The sequence below is a fragment of the Streptomyces sp. NPDC001480 genome, assembly GCF_042894725.1.
In the GTDB taxonomy this organism is placed as follows: domain Bacteria; phylum Actinomycetota; class Actinomycetes; order Streptomycetales; family Streptomycetaceae; genus Streptomyces.
In genome coordinates this window covers 488,682-503,839 of record NZ_JBIAVX010000005.1, presented here as the reverse complement: position 1 = coordinate 503,839, position 15,158 = coordinate 488,682, and the positions used below count along the sequence as shown (strand labels likewise).

At 71.4% G+C, this 15,158-nt stretch carries 14 protein-coding genes and 1 tRNA gene; 7 read left to right on the top strand and 8 right to left on the bottom strand.

Annotation, left to right across the window (positions count from 1 at the left end):
- From ACFY01_RS15220 to ACFY01_RS15195, 6 genes are all read right to left on the bottom strand, one after another.
- The gene (locus tag ACFY01_RS15220) at positions 1 to 903 is read right to left on the bottom strand and encodes an alpha/beta fold hydrolase (RefSeq protein ID WP_390736171.1); all 903 of its coding nucleotides are present in this window, start codon (positions 901 to 903) and stop codon (positions 1 to 3) included.
- A gap of 220 nt (positions 904 to 1,123) precedes the next feature.
- A complete protein-coding gene (locus tag ACFY01_RS15215; protein WP_390736170.1) occupies positions 1,124 to 1,804 on the bottom strand; it encodes a TetR/AcrR family transcriptional regulator in 681 nt (226 codons plus the stop codon).
- A gap of 211 nt (positions 1,805 to 2,015) precedes the next feature.
- Positions 2,016 to 3,134 (bottom strand): ABC transporter ATP-binding protein, encoded by a 1,119-nt coding sequence (locus ACFY01_RS15210; protein WP_390736169.1) that lies wholly within the window; start codon positions 3,132 to 3,134, stop codon positions 2,016 to 2,018.
- On the bottom strand, positions 3,131 to 3,994 hold the full coding sequence (gene modB / locus ACFY01_RS15205; protein ID WP_390736168.1) for a molybdate ABC transporter permease subunit: 864 nt from the start codon (positions 3,992 to 3,994) through the stop codon (positions 3,131 to 3,133). Before modB ends, ACFY01_RS15210 begins: the two co-directional genes overlap by 4 nt.
- Complete coding sequence (gene modA / locus ACFY01_RS15200) at positions 3,991 to 4,845, bottom strand: molybdate ABC transporter substrate-binding protein (RefSeq protein WP_390736167.1); 855 nt, start codon at positions 4,843 to 4,845, stop codon at positions 3,991 to 3,993. The genes modB and modA overlap by 4 nt, the downstream gene beginning before the upstream one ends.
- Before the next feature lie 509 nt (positions 4,846 to 5,354).
- Positions 5,355 to 5,427, bottom strand: a tRNA-Arg gene (locus ACFY01_RS15195).
- 267 nt (positions 5,428 to 5,694) lie between these two features.
- On the opposite strand from ACFY01_RS15195, the gene ACFY01_RS15190 reads away from it, so the two are divergent.
- The 7 genes from ACFY01_RS15190 to crcB (ACFY01_RS15160) all read left to right on the top strand — a co-directional run bounded on the left by ACFY01_RS15190 (position 5,695) and on the right by crcB (ACFY01_RS15160) (position 13,262).
- Positions 5,695 to 7,302: a dynamin family protein gene (locus ACFY01_RS15190; protein WP_390736166.1), complete on the top strand. Its 1,608-nt coding sequence runs from the start codon at positions 5,695 to 5,697 to the stop codon at positions 7,300 to 7,302.
- A 312-nt stretch (positions 7,303 to 7,614) separates the two neighbouring features.
- Positions 7,615 to 9,672 (top strand): GTPase, encoded by a 2,058-nt coding sequence (locus ACFY01_RS15185; RefSeq protein WP_390736165.1) that lies wholly within the window; start codon positions 7,615 to 7,617, stop codon positions 9,670 to 9,672.
- Between the two features lie 213 nt (positions 9,673 to 9,885).
- Entirely contained in the window at positions 9,886 to 10,329 is a 444-nt protein-coding gene (locus ACFY01_RS15180; RefSeq protein WP_390736164.1) for a single-stranded DNA-binding protein, read from the top strand.
- A gap of 172 nt (positions 10,330 to 10,501) precedes the next feature.
- Positions 10,502 to 11,953 (top strand): Cys-Gln thioester bond-forming surface protein, encoded by a 1,452-nt coding sequence (locus ACFY01_RS15175; RefSeq protein ID WP_390736163.1) that lies wholly within the window; start codon positions 10,502 to 10,504, stop codon positions 11,951 to 11,953.
- 99 nt (positions 11,954 to 12,052) lie between these two features.
- Positions 12,053 to 12,541: a fluoride efflux transporter CrcB gene (crcB, locus tag ACFY01_RS15170; protein ID WP_390736162.1), complete on the top strand. Its 489-nt coding sequence runs from the start codon at positions 12,053 to 12,055 to the stop codon at positions 12,539 to 12,541.
- Positions 12,541 to 12,891, top strand: a complete 351-nt coding sequence (locus ACFY01_RS15165; RefSeq protein ID WP_390736230.1) for a DUF190 domain-containing protein — start codon at positions 12,541 to 12,543, stop codon at positions 12,889 to 12,891. The genes crcB (ACFY01_RS15170) and ACFY01_RS15165 overlap by 1 nt, the downstream gene beginning before the upstream one ends.
- Entirely contained in the window at positions 12,888 to 13,262 is a 375-nt protein-coding gene (gene crcB, locus ACFY01_RS15160) for a fluoride efflux transporter CrcB (protein ID WP_390736161.1), read from the top strand. Before ACFY01_RS15165 ends, crcB (ACFY01_RS15160) begins: the two co-directional genes overlap by 4 nt.
- Before the next feature lie 21 nt (positions 13,263 to 13,283).
- Here crcB (ACFY01_RS15160) and ACFY01_RS15155 read toward each other — a convergent pair whose 3' ends face one another.
- Positions 13,284 to 13,637, bottom strand: a complete 354-nt coding sequence (locus tag ACFY01_RS15155; RefSeq protein ID WP_390736160.1) for a DUF190 domain-containing protein — start codon at positions 13,635 to 13,637, stop codon at positions 13,284 to 13,286.
- 12 nt (positions 13,638 to 13,649) lie between these two features.
- A complete protein-coding gene (locus ACFY01_RS15150) occupies positions 13,650 to 14,948 on the bottom strand; it encodes a cytochrome P450 (protein WP_390736159.1) in 1,299 nt (432 codons plus the stop codon).
- Positions 14,949 to 15,158: the final 210 nt, after the last annotated feature.

Genomic DNA, 15,158 nt, shown 5'->3' with positions numbered 1-15,158 from the left:
TCACACGCCGGCGCACAGCGACTCGACGGCGTTGCAGTACGGCAGGCCGTCGACGGGGCGGTCCGTGCAGAACCGGCCGATCAGGTCCGAGGCCTCCTCCATGCGCTCCAGCGTGACCAGGTGATCGGCCTCCTTGACGGTCGTGAACCGCGCCATGGGCATCGTCGCGGCGACCTCGCGGCCCATGTCGGGGGTGCACAGGCTGTCGTACTCGCCCGTGAACACCAGGGAGGGCACCCGGGGCACGGGCAGCGGCCGGTAGCAGCCGTGCGTCATCAGCCTGGTGTTGTGCTCCACGGCCTTCCTGAGTTCGTCCGGGGTCTGGCTCATGAACTGCCGGTGGAGGAGGCGCGCCACGGCCGCGTGCTTGCGGACCCGGCCGGCGCCGGGGTTCGACATGAACATTCGTACGAGCCCGTCGGCGGCCCCGGTGATGTCACCGCGCTCGAGTGACCGCGACAGTCGCGGTACGGCCTCGGCGTAGATCTCCGGCAGGCGCATCGCCGCGCCGCAGAAGACGATGCGGCTGATGAACTCCGGGTGGAGTTGCGCGAAGCGGAGGCCGACGACTTCACCGAAGCAGCCGCCGAAAAGATTCACCCGGGGCATCCCGGTCTCGACCAGCATGTGCCTGAGCGCGGCGGCGAGGAAGTCGATGTCGTATCGCGCGGGCAGGAAATCCGAGGCGCCGTAACCGGGCAGGTCCACGGTGATCAGCGTGCACAGCGGCGACAGCCACTTCTCGTGCCCCTGCCACGAGTATCTGTTCTGGGACGAGCCTCCGAGCAGCACCAACGGTTCCGTCACCGGGGCTCTCTGATGGACGATGCGGCACTCGTACGCGAAACCCTCGAAAGCGAGGCTCCGCTCCTCCACCTGCTCCGACGTGACGGCAGTGATCATGGATGGCTCCGGGAAAGAAGGAACGACGGCGGACCATCCCATAGTTACCAGAAATCTCACCAAATTGATGTAATCACCCATTTGTGGGCGATAAGGCTTTACTCGGGCATATCGATTAGCGTGTTCCATTCGACTGAAGTGCTGTTTTTAATTCGACAATAAGACGGGACTTGACGGAGTGTCGGCTCTCCCGGCGGACGTCATGAGGAAGCCGCGGTCCTCAGTGGGACAGCTCCCGCACGGCGTGGGCGGCGCCCTCGCCGCGCAGCCGGGCCTCGATGCCGTCGAGGACGGTCTCCAGGCCGAAGGCGAACTCCTGGCTGAACAGTTCGGCCGGATCGACGTCGCCGAGGGCCTCCATGCGCTCGCGCAGCCGGGGGTAGGTGGCGGCGATCTCGTCCGCCTGGGCGGCGACGTCGGTGGACTTCGCGCGGGACGCGGCGGCCCGGGTGGCGTCCAGCAGGGCGGTGCCCGCCACGAAGGTGAAGGCCGTGTTCACGGCCCCGTCGAGGTCACGTCCGGTGAATCCGGCCGCTTCGTAGACGGCGTACGAATGGTTCTGGAAGCGGGCCATGCCGGGGCCGTGGACGAAGTGCGTGCTGATCGCCTGGACCAGCCAGGGGTGGCGTTCGACCATCGCGTACGTGTCCTGCACCAGGGCACGCGCGGCGGTCCGCCAGCCCGTCCCGGCGGGGTCGAGCAGCTCGATCTCGCCCCACACCCGGTCGGCGGCGAGGACGACGAGGTTCCCCTTGTCGCCGACGTGCCAGTACACGGCGGTCGCGGCCGAGTTCAGCCGCTTGCCGAGGCGCCGCATGCTCAGACCCTCGACTCCCGCTTCGTCGAGGAGCTCGATCGCTGCTTCGACGATCTGATCGCGATTCAACGTTTCACGCGGCATGCGGCCAGCGTAGCCCAGGAACTTAAACAGTGTTCGAGTCCGTACTTGCGCACCGTGCAAGTCGCCTTTCACGCACGCTCGCCGAGGTGCGGCAGGTCCGCCGTCAGGAACGGGTTCTCCTGGCTCGACCCGGCGATGACCCTGGTCGCCACCGGCGGGTCCGCGGCCCGCGATCCGCGGCCGGACGGGAGGACAACGGCAGGCAACCCGCTCAGGCCGGGTAGGCATGCGTCTGGGCGGCCTTGACCGTCGCCCACACCACGGCCCCCGGGTGCAGCCCCAGCTCGGCCGCGGCCACCGTCGTCAGGTCGGCCGCGAGGGAGAGCTCGCCACCGAGATCGGCACGGATCTGATCACCGTGGGTCTCCAGACCCGCCACCTCGCACCGCCAGAGATTCCGGGCGCTGGAAGCGACGGGGCGCTCACGGTGCAGAGTGACCGCGCTCGGCGGGAACGCGACGAAGGCCGGCCCCGTGAGATCCTCCGTGGTCGTGATCACCGGCCCCGCGTCGACATGGACCGCGTGCCCCTCGGCCCGTCCCCGGTAGAGGTTCAGGCCGACGAGGTGCGCGATGTAGTCCGTACGCGGATGGCGGGCGATGTCGGACGGCGTGCCCTCCTGGACGACACGGCCCTCCTCGACGACGACCAGCCGGTCGGCCAGCACCATGGCGTCCAGCGGGTCGTGCGTGACGAGCACGGCGACGGCCTCGAACTCGGCGAGATGACGGCGGAGCTGGGCGCGGACGTCCAGCCGGGTCCGGGCGTCGAGCGCGGCGAGGGGCTCGTCGAGGAGCAGCAGCCGGGGACGGGTGGCCAGGGCGCGGGCCAGGGCGACCCGCTGGGCCTGGCCGCCGGAGAGGCGGCGGGGCTTGGCGCCGGCGTGGGCGGCGAGGCCCATGCGGTCCAGCCACTCGGCCGCCTGGGCGCGGGCCTCCGCCTTGCCGGCGCCGTGGCAGCGCGGGCCGAACGCGACGTTGTCCAGGGCGGTGAGGTGCGGGAACAGCAGGTAGTCCTGGAAGACCACACCGACCGGGCGGGACTCGGGCGGCGTACGGTCCAGCGGGGCGCCGTCGAGACGCAGATGGCCGTCCGTGAGGGGAACGAGACCGGCGAGGGCGCGCAGGGCGGTGGTCTTGCCGGCACCGTTGGGACCGAGCAGGGCGACGACGTCACCGGGGGCGGCCGTGAGGGCGACGTCGAGACGGAAGGCGCCGCGTTCGACGACCAGGCGGGCGTCCAGCCCCTCCGTCTCCGCCCCGGAACCCCCCGTGGAGGCGGGCCGGGTGGTCCCCTTCTCGGTGCCGGTCCCCTTCTCGATGTCCGTCATGAGGCGGTCATCCAGCGGTCACGCAGGCCCGCCAGGACCGCGATCGACACGGTCAGCAGCACCAGGCTGAGGGCGATAGCGGTCTCGAGATCGTTCTGGAGGGCCAGGTAGACGGCGAGCGGCATGGTCTGCGTACGGCCGGGGAAGTTGCCGGCGAAGGTGATCGTCGCGCCGAACTCGCCGAGCGCGCGGGCCCAGGCCAGTACGGCACCGGCGGCGACCCCTGGGGCGATGAGCGGCAGGGTGACCCGGCGGAACGCGGTGAACCGGGAGGCGCCCAGGGTGCTTGCGGCCTCCTCGTAGCGCGGGTCGGCCGCCCGCAGCGTGCCCTCCACACTGATGACGAGGAACGGCATCGCCACGAACGCCTCGGCCACCACGACGCCGGCCGTGGTGAACGGCAGCGTGATGCCGAACCAGGCGTCCAGCCACTTGCCCACGACCCCGTTGCGGCCGAGCGCCATCAGCAGCGCCACACCGCCCACCACCGGCGGCAGCACCAGCGGCAGGGTGACCAGCGCCCGGACGAGCCCACGTCCCGGGAACTCCACCCGCGCCAGCAACCAGGCCAGCGGCACCCCGAGCACCAGACTCACCGCGGTCGCCGCCGTCGCGCACACCAGGGACAGCTGGAGCGCCTGCCACACCTCCGTGCTGGTCAGCAGGTCCGGCAGGCTGTGCCAGGGGGTACGGACCAGCAGGGCGATCAGCGGCAGCACCATGAAAGCCAGCCCCACCAGCGCCGGAACCAGCAGCGGCAGGGGTGCGCCCCGTCCGGCGCCCGCCCGGACACGCCCGCGCCGTGGCCCACCCGCCAGGGTGCCGGCCACGGCACCGGACTCGTCGTGCGGGAAGGTCACGGCTTGAGGAACCCGGCCTCGGTCAGGACCCTCTGGCCCTCGGCGGACCCCACGAGGGCGATGAACGCCTTGGCGGCCTCGGCGTTCTTCGAGTCCTTGAGCACGGTGATGGGGTAGTCGTTGATGGCCTTGGCCGATTCGGGGAACTCCACGCCCTCCACCTTGTCACCCGCCGCGTGCACATCCGTCTTGTAGACGACCGCCGCGTCGGCCTCCTTCAGCACCACCTTGTTGAGGGCGGCCTTGACGTCCTGCTCATAGGACACGGGCGTGAGCTTGAGCTTGCCGGCGTCCAGGGCCTTCTGAGCGGCGGCACCACACGGCACCGCCTTGTCGCACAGTACGACCTTCAGACCGGACTTGGTGAGGTCCTTCAGGGAGGAGACCTTGTCCGGGTTGCCCGGCAGGGTGGCGATCTCCAGCTGGTTGCGCACGAAGGTGACCGGCTCGGTGGCGTTGTCCTTCCTTCCGGTCACGATCGCCATGGTCTTGGGGCTGGCGGAGGCGAACACATCGGCCGGGGCGCCGCCGGTGATGCTCGCGGCCAGGGAGTCGCTGCCGCCGAAGCTGAAGGTGACCTTCGTGCCGGGGTGTTCCTTCTCGAACTCCTTGCCCAGCGTCGTGAAGCTCTCCTTCAGCGAGGCGGCGGCGAACACGGTCACCGTGCCGGACAACTTGCCGGACTTATCCGGCTTATCCGACTTGCCCGACGAGGAAGCCGAAGCCGAGGAGTCCGACTTCGTCGAGGAGTCCGAGTCGGACGACGAGCAGGCACTCAGGGCCAGCAGGGCGGTGGCACCCGCGCCGGTCACCTGAAGCATCCGGCGGGTCCGGCGTACGGAACGGGTCATCACGGGTCCACTCCCTCTGTCTCTGGCGAATGCCGATGATAGTGCCGCAGATGCAAGGTGAAAATATCTTGTCTCATGGCATGAGCTGGGCTGCTGGCTCGTGAGGCTGGTATATGCGTTTGTGCGACACATGGCGGCGGGTACGGTCATCCGGGGGGTGGTGGCCCGTGAGCCAGTCCCGCGCAGCCGCCGGCACGGCCGCCGTTCCGGCGACGGAAGTCGTCCTCACCGGTGACCTGGCCTGGCCTGGCCTGGCCCGGCCGGCCCGTCCGACGGTGGGCGCACTGTTCATCGGATTTGGTGGGCGCACTGGCCGAGAACCCGTCAGCCGGCCTGCGGCCTGGAACTTCGACACGCGTTCGACGTTGGCCGACCGCGAAGACCCCGTGGCGGCCCGGCAGGTTCGGGGACCGACCTGCGTCATCGAGAGGCTTCCGCTGCTGACGTGCGCCGCACAGAACCCACCCTGACCAGCAAAAACGCCCTCCCGGAGGAGGGCGGAGCATGGGCGCCCCCGGCAGGACTCGAACCTGCGGCCAAGCGCTTAGAAGGCGCCTGCTCTATCCACTGAGCTACGGGGGCCGGGGACAAGGATAGGGCTCCTGGTTCCTTGTCCCTGTTGCTTCGCCTCCGTGGCTCGATGTGGAGGTTCGGTGAAGCGGTCCTGATAATCGCAGGCAGGTACGAATCGTGCACCGCTTTTGACGTCCGACGCCATCGGGTGTTGTGCACTCGTTATGCCTGGACTGTGCCCGCGCCCCAGTCGTCCCTTGTGCCGGTTCTGTCCCTTCGGCGCGCAGACATGTCTATATGCTTCAGAATTCCCCCAAAATTGGGCATTCTTCGCATGTGGTGACCTTGGACGTACGGCCTCAGCTGCTCGACGCACTCTCCGCCCTGCGCGACCGTGTCGCCGCCGCACGCTTCCCGCTGCCCCTGGCGGGGGCCCCACGCGCGCGTGCCAACCGCGACGAACTACTCGCGCAGCTCGACGACTACTTGGTGCCCCGCCTGCGGGAGCCCGAAGCGCCGTTGCTGGCAGTCGTGGGAGGTTCGACCGGGGCCGGCAAGTCGACGCTGGTCAACTCCCTCGTGGGGCGACGGGTCAGCGAGGCAGGCGTGCTGCGGCCGACGACCCGGACGCCGGTGCTGGTCTGCAACCCGGAGGACCATCACTGGTTCAGCGGGATGCGGGTGCTGCCCGACCTCAATCGCGCGTGGGCTCCCCAGCGGGACGCGAGCGACGACTTCGCGATCCCCAACGACGATCCCGCGCGCGTGCTGCGGATCGAGACCGCCGAAAGCCTCCCGAGCGGGCTCGCCCTGCTCGACGCCCCCGACATCGACTCCCTGGTCGCGGACAACCGTGTCCTCGCCGCCGAACTGATCTGCGCGGCCGACATCTGGGTGATGGTGACCACGGCCGCCCGGTACGCCGACGCGGTGCCCTGGCACCTGCTGCGCACCGCGAAGGAGTACGACGTCACCCTGGTGACCGTCCTCGACCGGGTGCCCCACCAGGTCGTCTCCGAGGTCTCGCGGCAGTACGGCGCGCTGTTGGCCAAGGCCGGGCTCGGCGACGTACCCCGGTTCACCGTGCCCGAGCTGCCCGAGTCGGCCTGGGGCGGGGGCCTGCTGCCGGCCACGGCCGTCGCCCCGCTGCGGACCTGGCTCCTGCAACAGGCGCAGGATCCCGTGTCCCGGCAGCACGTCATGGGGCGCACGGCGTACGGCCTCCTCGACTCGCTCAAGGCGCGGCTGCCCGAACTGGCCGCCGCGGCCTCCGCCCAGTACGCGGCCGCCCTGCGGCTCACGGCCGCCGTCGACGCGGCGTACGACAGCGAGCACGCGCGCGTACGGGCACGGCTCCAGGCCGGGGCCGTGCTAGCCGGGGACGCGCTCAAGCGCTGGCGCGCCTTCCCGCTCGACTGCACGGCCGGGGAACTCCTCGACGCGCTGGCGGAGAGCCTGGCCGCACTGCTGCTGTGCTCCGTCACCGCCGCCGACGAGCGCGTGGACGACTCCTGGCGGCGCGAACCGGCCGCGGACGGCCCCGGCCTCACCGAACGGGATCCGTCCCCGGAGAGCGCCGAACACCGCATCGGGCTCGCCGTACGACGCTGGCGGCGCGAGCTCGAGGAGTACGCCGAGGACGAGGTGCGCGAGCTCGACCGAAGTGTCGCCCCGGACCCCGAAGTCGTCGCCGCCCTGGTCGCCACCGCGCTGCTCGGCGGCCGTCGGGCGCGCTCCGCGAGCGAGGGGCTCGGCGAGCGGATCGGCGCCCACGGCGCGCTGCGGCTGAGGGACCGCGCCGGACGGCTGCTCGCCGACTACGTGGACCGGGTGATGCACGGCGAGCGTGAACGTCGGCTCGCCCCGCTCGACGCCCTCGAGGTCCATCCCGAGCCCCAGGCCGAACTCATCGCCGCGCTGTCCGTACTTCAGAAGGAGAGGTGACCGGTGACCGCCGTCACTGACCAGGACCACACCGGCCACATGGAGACCACCGGGCACATGGAGACCACAGGTCACATGGACGATCAACCCGGCCGCATCGACCACATCGGTCGCATGGGTCAGGCCGACCCCATCGAACGCAGTACGGATCGCGGCCCGGACCGCAGTGCGGATCGCAGTATGGATCGCGGTCGCGAACGCGGTGCGGATCGCAGTATGGATCGCGGCCCGGACGGCAGTGCGGATCGCAGTATGGATCGCGGCCCCGACCGCGGTGCGGACCGAGGTGCGGACCGCGGCGCGGACCCTGGCGTGGACGGCAGCACCGATCACGCCGGTCACGGCGACCGCACCGATCACGGCACCCCCGGTCCCAGCGCCGAAGTGGCCCCCCACGAGCCGCCCTCCACCCCCGTGAACGAGGGGAACGGCCACCCCGCCGATGCCCCGTCACCAGGCGCCCCCCGTCCGGCCCGCCCGGAGGAAGCCGAGGCTGCCGCGAAGGCCGCGCAGGAGGCACCGGCCGCGCAGACCGTGCGGGCCCCGGACGGAAGCGAGGCCACGGACAAGGGCGAGCAGGCGCGGAACGGGCGGCACGCGCGCGTGCGGGCTGCCGCCGCTCCCGAATCGGCGGCCGCTCCCGAACCGGCCGCCGACCCCACGGACGTCTGGGACGACGGCCTCATCGCCCGGCGCGTGAACGAGACGGACGCCGCGGCCGCCGCCGAGCAGGTCTCCGTCCTCGAGGCCAGGAAGCCCGGCGCCCAGCCGGTCACCCCCCTCGCCTACGACGGCCCCCTGCGCTCACGCCTCGACGCCCTGCGCGAACTGGTCGGGCTCTCCCGCACCCGGCTCGACAGCCGCACGCTCGCCGAGGCGGGCCGGGTCCTCGACGAGGCCGCGGCCCGCCGCAAGCTCTCCGGCCAGCACACCGTCGTGGCCATCGCCGGCGCCACCGGCAGCGGCAAGTCGCAGCTGTTCAACGCCCTCGCCGGGGTCGCCCACTCGGAGACGGGCGTACGGCGGCCGACCACCGCCGCGCCCATCGCGTGCAGCTGGAGCGACGGCGCGGCCACCCTGATCGACCGGCTCGGCATCCCCGGACGGCTGCGCCGCCGGCCGATGCTCAGCGCGGAGAACGACCAGTTGCGCGGGCTGGTCCTGATCGACCTGCCCGACCACGACTCCGCGGCCGTCGAGCACCGGGAGCACGTGGACCGCATCCTGCGGCTGGTCGACGCGGTCATCTGGGTGGTCGACCCCGAGAAGTACGCCGACGCGGTGCTCCACGAGCGCTATCTGCGGCCCCTGGCGGGCCACGCCGAGGTCATGTTCGTCGTCCTCAACCAGGTCGACCGGCTCCCCGGCGAGGCCGCCCACCAGGTCCTGGACGACCTGCGGCGGCTGCTCGACGAGGACGGTGTGGCCCTGGGAGAGTACGGCGAGTCGGGCGCCGTCGTGCTGGCCCTGTCCGCGCTCACCGGGGACGGCATCGGCGATCTGCGTGAGGCGCTCGGGCAGTTCGTGTCCGAGCGCGGTGCGGCGGCCCGCCGTATCGCGGCCGACGTGGACGCCGCCGCGGACCGGCTGCGGCCGGTGTACGCCACCGGGCGGCGCATCGGGCTGAGCGAGGACGCGCGGGAGGAGTTCGCCGCCCGGCTCGCGGACGCCGTGGGCGCCACCGCCGCCGGTGAGGCCGCCGAACGCGCCTGGCTGCGCAACGCCAACCGGGCCTGCGGCACGCCCTGGATGCGGCTGTGGCGGTGGTGCCAGGGCCGGAACGACCCCATCACGGGACGGCTGCCCGTGAGTCCCCCGGTGGACGAGGAGGCCACCGCCCGCCAGCGCGTCGAGCAGGCGGTCCGCACGGTCTCCGACCGGGCCTCGGCGGGGCTGCCCACACCCTGGGCGCAGGCGGTGCGCGAGGCGGCCGTACGCGGCTCCCAGGGGCTGTCCGAGACGCTGGACGAGCTGGCGGCACGGGCCGGTACGCCGGCCGGGCGCCCGCCGCGGCCGGGCTGGTGGCCGGTGGCCGTGCTGGCGCAGGCGGCGATGACCCTGCTCCAGATCGTGGGCGGCCTGTGGCTGCTGGGGCAGATCGTCGGCGTCGTGACGCCGAATCTGGTCGTCCCGGTGCTGCTGATGGTGTCCGGCATCGTCGGCGGGCCGCTCGTCGAATGGGGCTGCCGGATGGCGGCACGGGGCCCGGCGCGGCGCTACGGCCTGGAGGCGGAACGCCGGCTGCGGGAGGCCGCGGCGGGCTGCGGCCGGGCCCGGGTGCTCGATCCGGTGGCCGCGGAACTGCTGCGGTACCGGGAGGTACGGGAGCAGTACGGGAGGGTGACGAGGGCGGGGGCGACAGTGGGGTGACCCCTGCCATCGGGGGAGGTGAACCACCCGTCCGGGTGAGGGAGTTGTCCACAGCCGGCCGGTGGTCCACAGCGCTCGGCGGGCCCGTCCCGACGGCGGCAGTCTGGTCCCACGTCGATCGCGACGCACGACGCTCTGCGGCGGCGGTACGCGATCGACGGACCGGACGCAGCCGTACGGGACGGGCCCGTACGCGTGAGGGAGGGATCCGCGATGAACGAGACGATGGTGTGCGTGGTGGGCAACGTGGCGACGAAGCTGACGTACCGCGATCTGGCCTCCGGCCCGTCGGTGCGGTTCCGGCTGGCGGCGACGCCGCGCTACTGGGACCGCGAGAAGAACGTCTGGACGGACGGCAGCACGAACTACTTCACCGTGTGGGCCAACCGCCAGCTCGCCGCCAACGCGGCGGCCTCGCTGAACCTGGGCGATCCCGTCGTCGTTCACGGCAGGCTGAAGGTGCGTGAGGAGACGCGCGACGGGCACAAGTGGGTCTCCGCGGACATCGACGCCGCGGCGATCGGCCACGACATGGCCCGCGGCACCTCGGCCTTCCTGCGCACGCCCAGGCCCGAGACGGCGCTCCCGCGCCGGCCGGAACCCACGTGGGAGACACCGCCCGCGGAACAGCAGCCGGAACCGGCCGCGGTGACGTGACGTCAGCCACAGCCGCGATAACGATTCCGAGTCGGATCGGTCATCCGACGATATGACCGCCAAGCGCGGTGCGCTTGATCCATAAGATGCCGGGCGTAGCTCTCGGGGCTGCTGATTCTGCTGGTGGGACCGTTCCCCCCACGTCAACGGGTCCTGCTCGAAGGGGAATTTAGTGCTTTCTGCGTTCTCTGGGTCCTCGGGGTGCGCCACAGCGTCCGCGCGTTCCGCGCGCGGACGCGGGCCGGCCCGTCTCGTCGCCGCGGCCCTGGTCACCGGGCTGGTGGCCGTCGGCCTGCTGGCCGGAGCCGGTGCGGCCGCCGCCGACGGGACGTCGCAGCGCCAGGGCGGCGCGACCGCCACCATCGGCGGCCTGAAGACGTACGGCGAGGCCGTGATCCACGAGGACGGCGGCGACCAGCGGGTGTCCGCGGGCCTGTTCGAGATGTCCGTGGAGGGCGGCGGCACCCTCCAGACGTACTGCGTCGACCTGCGCAACCCCACGCAGAAGGACGCCAAGTACCAGGAGACCCCCTGGAGCGAGACCTCGCTCGGCACCAACGAGAACGCGGGCAGGATCCGTTGGATCCTCCAGAACTCCTACCCCCAGGTCAACGACCTCGCTGCGCTGGCCGGCCGGGCGGGTGTCCGCGGGCTCACCGAGCAGGACGCCGCGGCGGGCACGCAGGTCGCCATCTGGCGCTGGTCCGACGGCGCCCACGTCGACGCGGTCGACCCGCAGGCCGAGAAGCTCGCGGACTACCTGGAGAAGAGTGCCCGCTCCATGGCGGAGCCGGACGCCTCCCTCACCCTCGACCCGCCCGCGGTCTCCGGCAGGCCCGGCGGACTGCTCGGACCGGTGACCGTGCACACCAACGCGCGCAGTGTGACGGTGACACCGCCGGCCGACGCGGCGATCACCGGCGTCCGCATAGTCGACAGGACCGGCAAGCCGGTCACGTCCGCCACGGACGGCAGCCGCCTCTTCTTCGACGTGCCCGAAGACGCCGCTGGCGGCACCGCCCGTGCGTTCAGCGGTGGGGGAGGCTCGGCCGAGCTGACGGTGCAGGCGTCGACCAGCGTCCCGGTCGGCCGTGCCTTCACCTCCGACAACCGCAGCCAGATCCAGATCCTGGCCGGCTCCAGCGAGTCGACGGTCTCCGCCACCGCGAGCGCCGGCTGGGCGGCCAAGGGCGCGATACCGGCGCTGTCGGCCACCGAGAACTGCGCCAAGGGCACCCTGGACATCACCGGCGCCAACACCGGCGACAAGCCGTTCACCTTCTCGCTGATGGACACCGAGTACACCATCCCCGCGGGCGCCACCCGCACGGTGAAGGTCCCCCTCCAGGAGGACCAGGCCTACGACTTCAGCATCACCGGCCCGAACGGCTTCCAGCAGCGCTTCACCGGTGTCCTGGACTGCCGCACCCAGTCCGACGAAACAGGCGACGCGGTCCAGACCCTCAGCGAGCCGAGCCCCGCGTCAGTGGGCGGCACGACCACCGACACGGACCTGGCCGCGACGGGCGGCTCCGCGATCACCCCGCTGATCGCGGGCGTGGCGATCGGGCTGGTGGTCATCGGTGGCGGAGTGCTGGTGGTGCTCCGGCGACGGGAGTCCTAGGCCCCCGACGTCGTCTGGCGCCCCCCGGCTCAAGGCTTAGGGTTGGTTTAAAGGTTCGCCTTGAGCTGGACGGCCTCGGAGCATGTGGGGCGAGGCGACGTGAGTGATGAGCCCGGGCAGCACTCGGTGGCGACCGCGGCGGTGGAAGAGTCCGCGGCGGCACGGGCACGTGTGCGCCGGGAGGCCCGCCGCAAGTACCTACAGGTACTGGCAGTCATCGCCGTGGGCGGATCCCTGGGCGCCACCGCCCGCTACGAAGCGGCACTGCTCTGGCCGACGGGCAAGGCCGGATTCCCGTGGACGACGCTGGGGGTCAACGCGGTGGGGTGCCTGGTCATCGGCATGTTCATGGTGCTGATCACGGAAGTCCTCACCGTGCACCCGTTGCTGCGCCCGTTCTTCGGCACGGGGGTGCTGGGCGGCTTCACGACCTTCTCCACGTACTGCTTGGACATCGCACGTCTGGCGCGTGCGGACCGGCCCGGCATCGCCCTGGCCTATCTGGCGGCGACCGTGGTCATCGCGCTGGCCGCCGCGAAGACCGGCATGGTCGCCATCCGGCGCATCCTGGTGACGAGAGGACCGTGATCATGAGACTCCACGGACGCGCACTACGCCTGACGATCATCGTCGACGACACGGACACCTGGCAGCACAAGCCCCTGTTCACGGAGATCGTGCACCGCGCCCATGCCTTCGGCCTGGCGGGGGCGACGGTCTTCCGGGGTGTGGAGGGGTTTGGAGAGACATCGGTCGTGCACACCACGCGACTGCTGTCCATGGCCGACGACCTGCCGACGGCCGTCGTCATCGTCGACGAGGAGGACCGCATCCGGGCGTTCATGTCCCAGCTCGAAGAACTGCCCGTGAGCGGCCTCATCACCGTGCAGGAAGTGGAGGTGGTCCACTACAAGGGCCGGGAGACCGCGGCCCCATGAGGTACCTGCTCGTCGTCCTCGGGGGAGCCGTCGGCGCCCCCCTGCGGTATCTGATCGACCGCACCGTCCAGGCGCACCACGACGGTACGTTCCCCTGGGGAACGTTCGCGGCCAATGTCACCGGATCGATGATCCTGGGCACGCTGGCGGGAGCGGCGCTCGCCGGAGCCGGCTCGCAGAGCATCCAGCTTCTCCTGGGCACGGGCCTGTGCGGGGCCCTGACCACGTACTCGACGTTCTCCTACGAGACGCTCGGCCTGGCCGAGGCCGGAGCGCGCTTCCTGGCCGCCGCCAACGTGCTGGCCTCGGTGATCGCCGGGCTGGGAGCCGTCTTCATCGGGATGACCTTCGCCCAGGCGGCCTTCGGCTAGGCCACAGCCCGTTCAGCCCGTTCAGGCATGTGCCTGAACGGGATCCCGCTCCGTGCGCTGGACGACCTCGATCCGCTCGACGATCACGAGCCCTTCGTCGACCAGTTCGCGCAGTACCGGAACGAAGCGGCGTACGCGCTCCTCGTCGTCGACGATGATGATCGCCAGTGGCAGGTCCTGCTTGAGCGACAGGAACCGCGGACCGTGTATCACCGATGAGGCCCCGAACCCCTCGACTCCACGGAGCACCGTCGCACCGGCCAGCCCCGCCTCATGGGCGCGGTGCACGATCTCGGCGGACAGGGGCCTGTGATGCCAGGTGTCGCTTTCCTCGACGAAGATCGTCAGCTGCAGGGCCGTTCCCATGCCTTTCATTCCGTGACCCTCCTACTCGGAGCCGCGCGGAGTGGCGCGCAGGCGCAGGCCGGCAGTGGTGAGACCTTCGAAGGTGGTGACCTGGTGGCTGGGTTCCGGTCCGGGCGGCTCGCTCAAGTGGTAGCGGCGGGCGGTCTGCGCGGTCAGGAGCGTCAGCATCGCCATGGCCAGAGCGGCTCCCTCGCAGCCGTGCGGCCCGGTGCCGAACGAGAGGAACACCCCGGGTTTCGACGGCGAGCCCGCATGATCGAGCCATCGCTCGGGCTGGAACTGGTCGGGGTCGGGGTGTTCCCGTGCGTCGCGATGGGCGGTGTAGGGGCAGACGAGCACGGTGGACCCGGCGTCGATGGTGTAGTCGGCGAGCTGGGTCCGTCGCGCGGCGCGGCGGGTCAACAGCCAGCTCGGGGGGTGCAGTCGGAGCACCTCGTGCACCAGTGCCCGGGTGTATCGCAGGCTGTCGAGGTGGGCGCTGGTCGTCGCGGCGGGGTCCGCGGGCAGCAGGGCGGCCTCGTCCGCGACCCGGTCCGCTGCCTGGGGGTACCGGGCCAGGTGGAGCAGGATCCATCCGGCTGCCCGGGAAGGTGTCTCGAAGGTGGCGACGGTGATTCCGGGGAGCGTGTCGAGGATGGCCTCCTCCGGCAGCAGGCCGTAACGGGGGGAGGGCTGGAGTATCTGTCCGAGCACGTCGTCACCGAGCCGGCCCGAGGAACGGCGCCGGCGGACGATGGGCCGCAAAGCGTCGGTGAAGGCGACTTGCTGCCGGGTACGGAAGCGCCGTGCAGGTGTGGGGATCCAGCGCGGCCACACCCAGCGCGAGGGGCGTACGAGCACCTCGCGGGCCAGGAAGAGCCGTTGGGCGAAGGGCAGCAGGGTGGGAGCGTCCTCGGAGAAGAGGTAGCGCACACCGGTCTCCGCCAGGGCGTGCCGGACCGGGGGCAGGATCTCGACGTCCTGGCCGGTGGGCAACTGGTCGGCGAACCGAGCGGCGCCGGGCGCGATCTCACCGATCCGGGCCGCGACCGCCTGCGCGCGCAACCCGCGCATGCGGGCGGCGTGCGCGTACGCACGTTCCGCGGGGGTCGGTGCTCCGCTCGACCGCTTCAACGGCGGGAAGAGGGGTGAGGGTGCCTTGGGGTAGTCCCGCGCGCGGCGCAGGACTTCTTCACACGGCTCGGCCGTGGCGGCCACGTAGACACCCTGCTCCAGCTGCCAGACGTCCCCGCACTCGTCAGCGCCCCGGCGAGCCATCGCCAGCCGGTCACGGCTCCACGCCGCGAAGCCTCCTTCGGGCAGCCGCGGCGGCTCGTTCATTCGATCGTCGGCAGTGCGGCTGGGAGCCGGCGGACGCCCGGGGGCGCCCGCCGGAGGTGCGGTCAGACCGAGTCGTCGCCGGCGTACGCGTCCCATTCGTGTTCCCCGTACGCACCGTAGTGGCGGGCGAAGGACAGCTTGCCGAGCAGCTTGGCGATCACGATGCACTCCTCTCGCCTGTCGTCAGTACCGAATGGCACACAGGCAATG

Bases quoted from the DNA above. Each gene is read 5' to 3' on its own strand.
- modA (WP_390736167.1), bottom strand. From the start codon at position 4,845: ATGACCCGTTCCGTACGCCGGACCCGCCGGATGCTTCAGGTGACCGGC.
- ACFY01_RS15215 (WP_390736170.1), bottom strand. From the start codon at position 1,804: ATGCCGCGTGAAACGTTGAATCGCGATCAGATCGTCGAAGCAGCGATC.
- crcB (WP_390736161.1), top strand. From the start codon at position 12,888: ATGAGGTACCTGCTCGTCGTCCTCGGGGGAGCCGTCGGCGCCCCCCTG.
- ACFY01_RS15210 (WP_390736169.1), bottom strand. From the start codon at position 3,134: ATGACGGACATCGAGAAGGGGACCGGCACCGAGAAGGGGACCACCCGG.
- ACFY01_RS15155 (WP_390736160.1), bottom strand. From the start codon at position 13,637: ATGAAAGGCATGGGAACGGCCCTGCAGCTGACGATCTTCGTCGAGGAA.
- ACFY01_RS15180 (WP_390736164.1), top strand. From the start codon at position 9,886: ATGAACGAGACGATGGTGTGCGTGGTGGGCAACGTGGCGACGAAGCTG.
- ACFY01_RS15220 (WP_390736171.1), bottom strand. From the start codon at position 903: ATGATCACTGCCGTCACGTCGGAGCAGGTGGAGGAGCGGAGCCTCGCT.
- ACFY01_RS15150 (WP_390736159.1), bottom strand. From the start codon at position 14,948: ATGAACGAGCCGCCGCGGCTGCCCGAAGGAGGCTTCGCGGCGTGGAGC.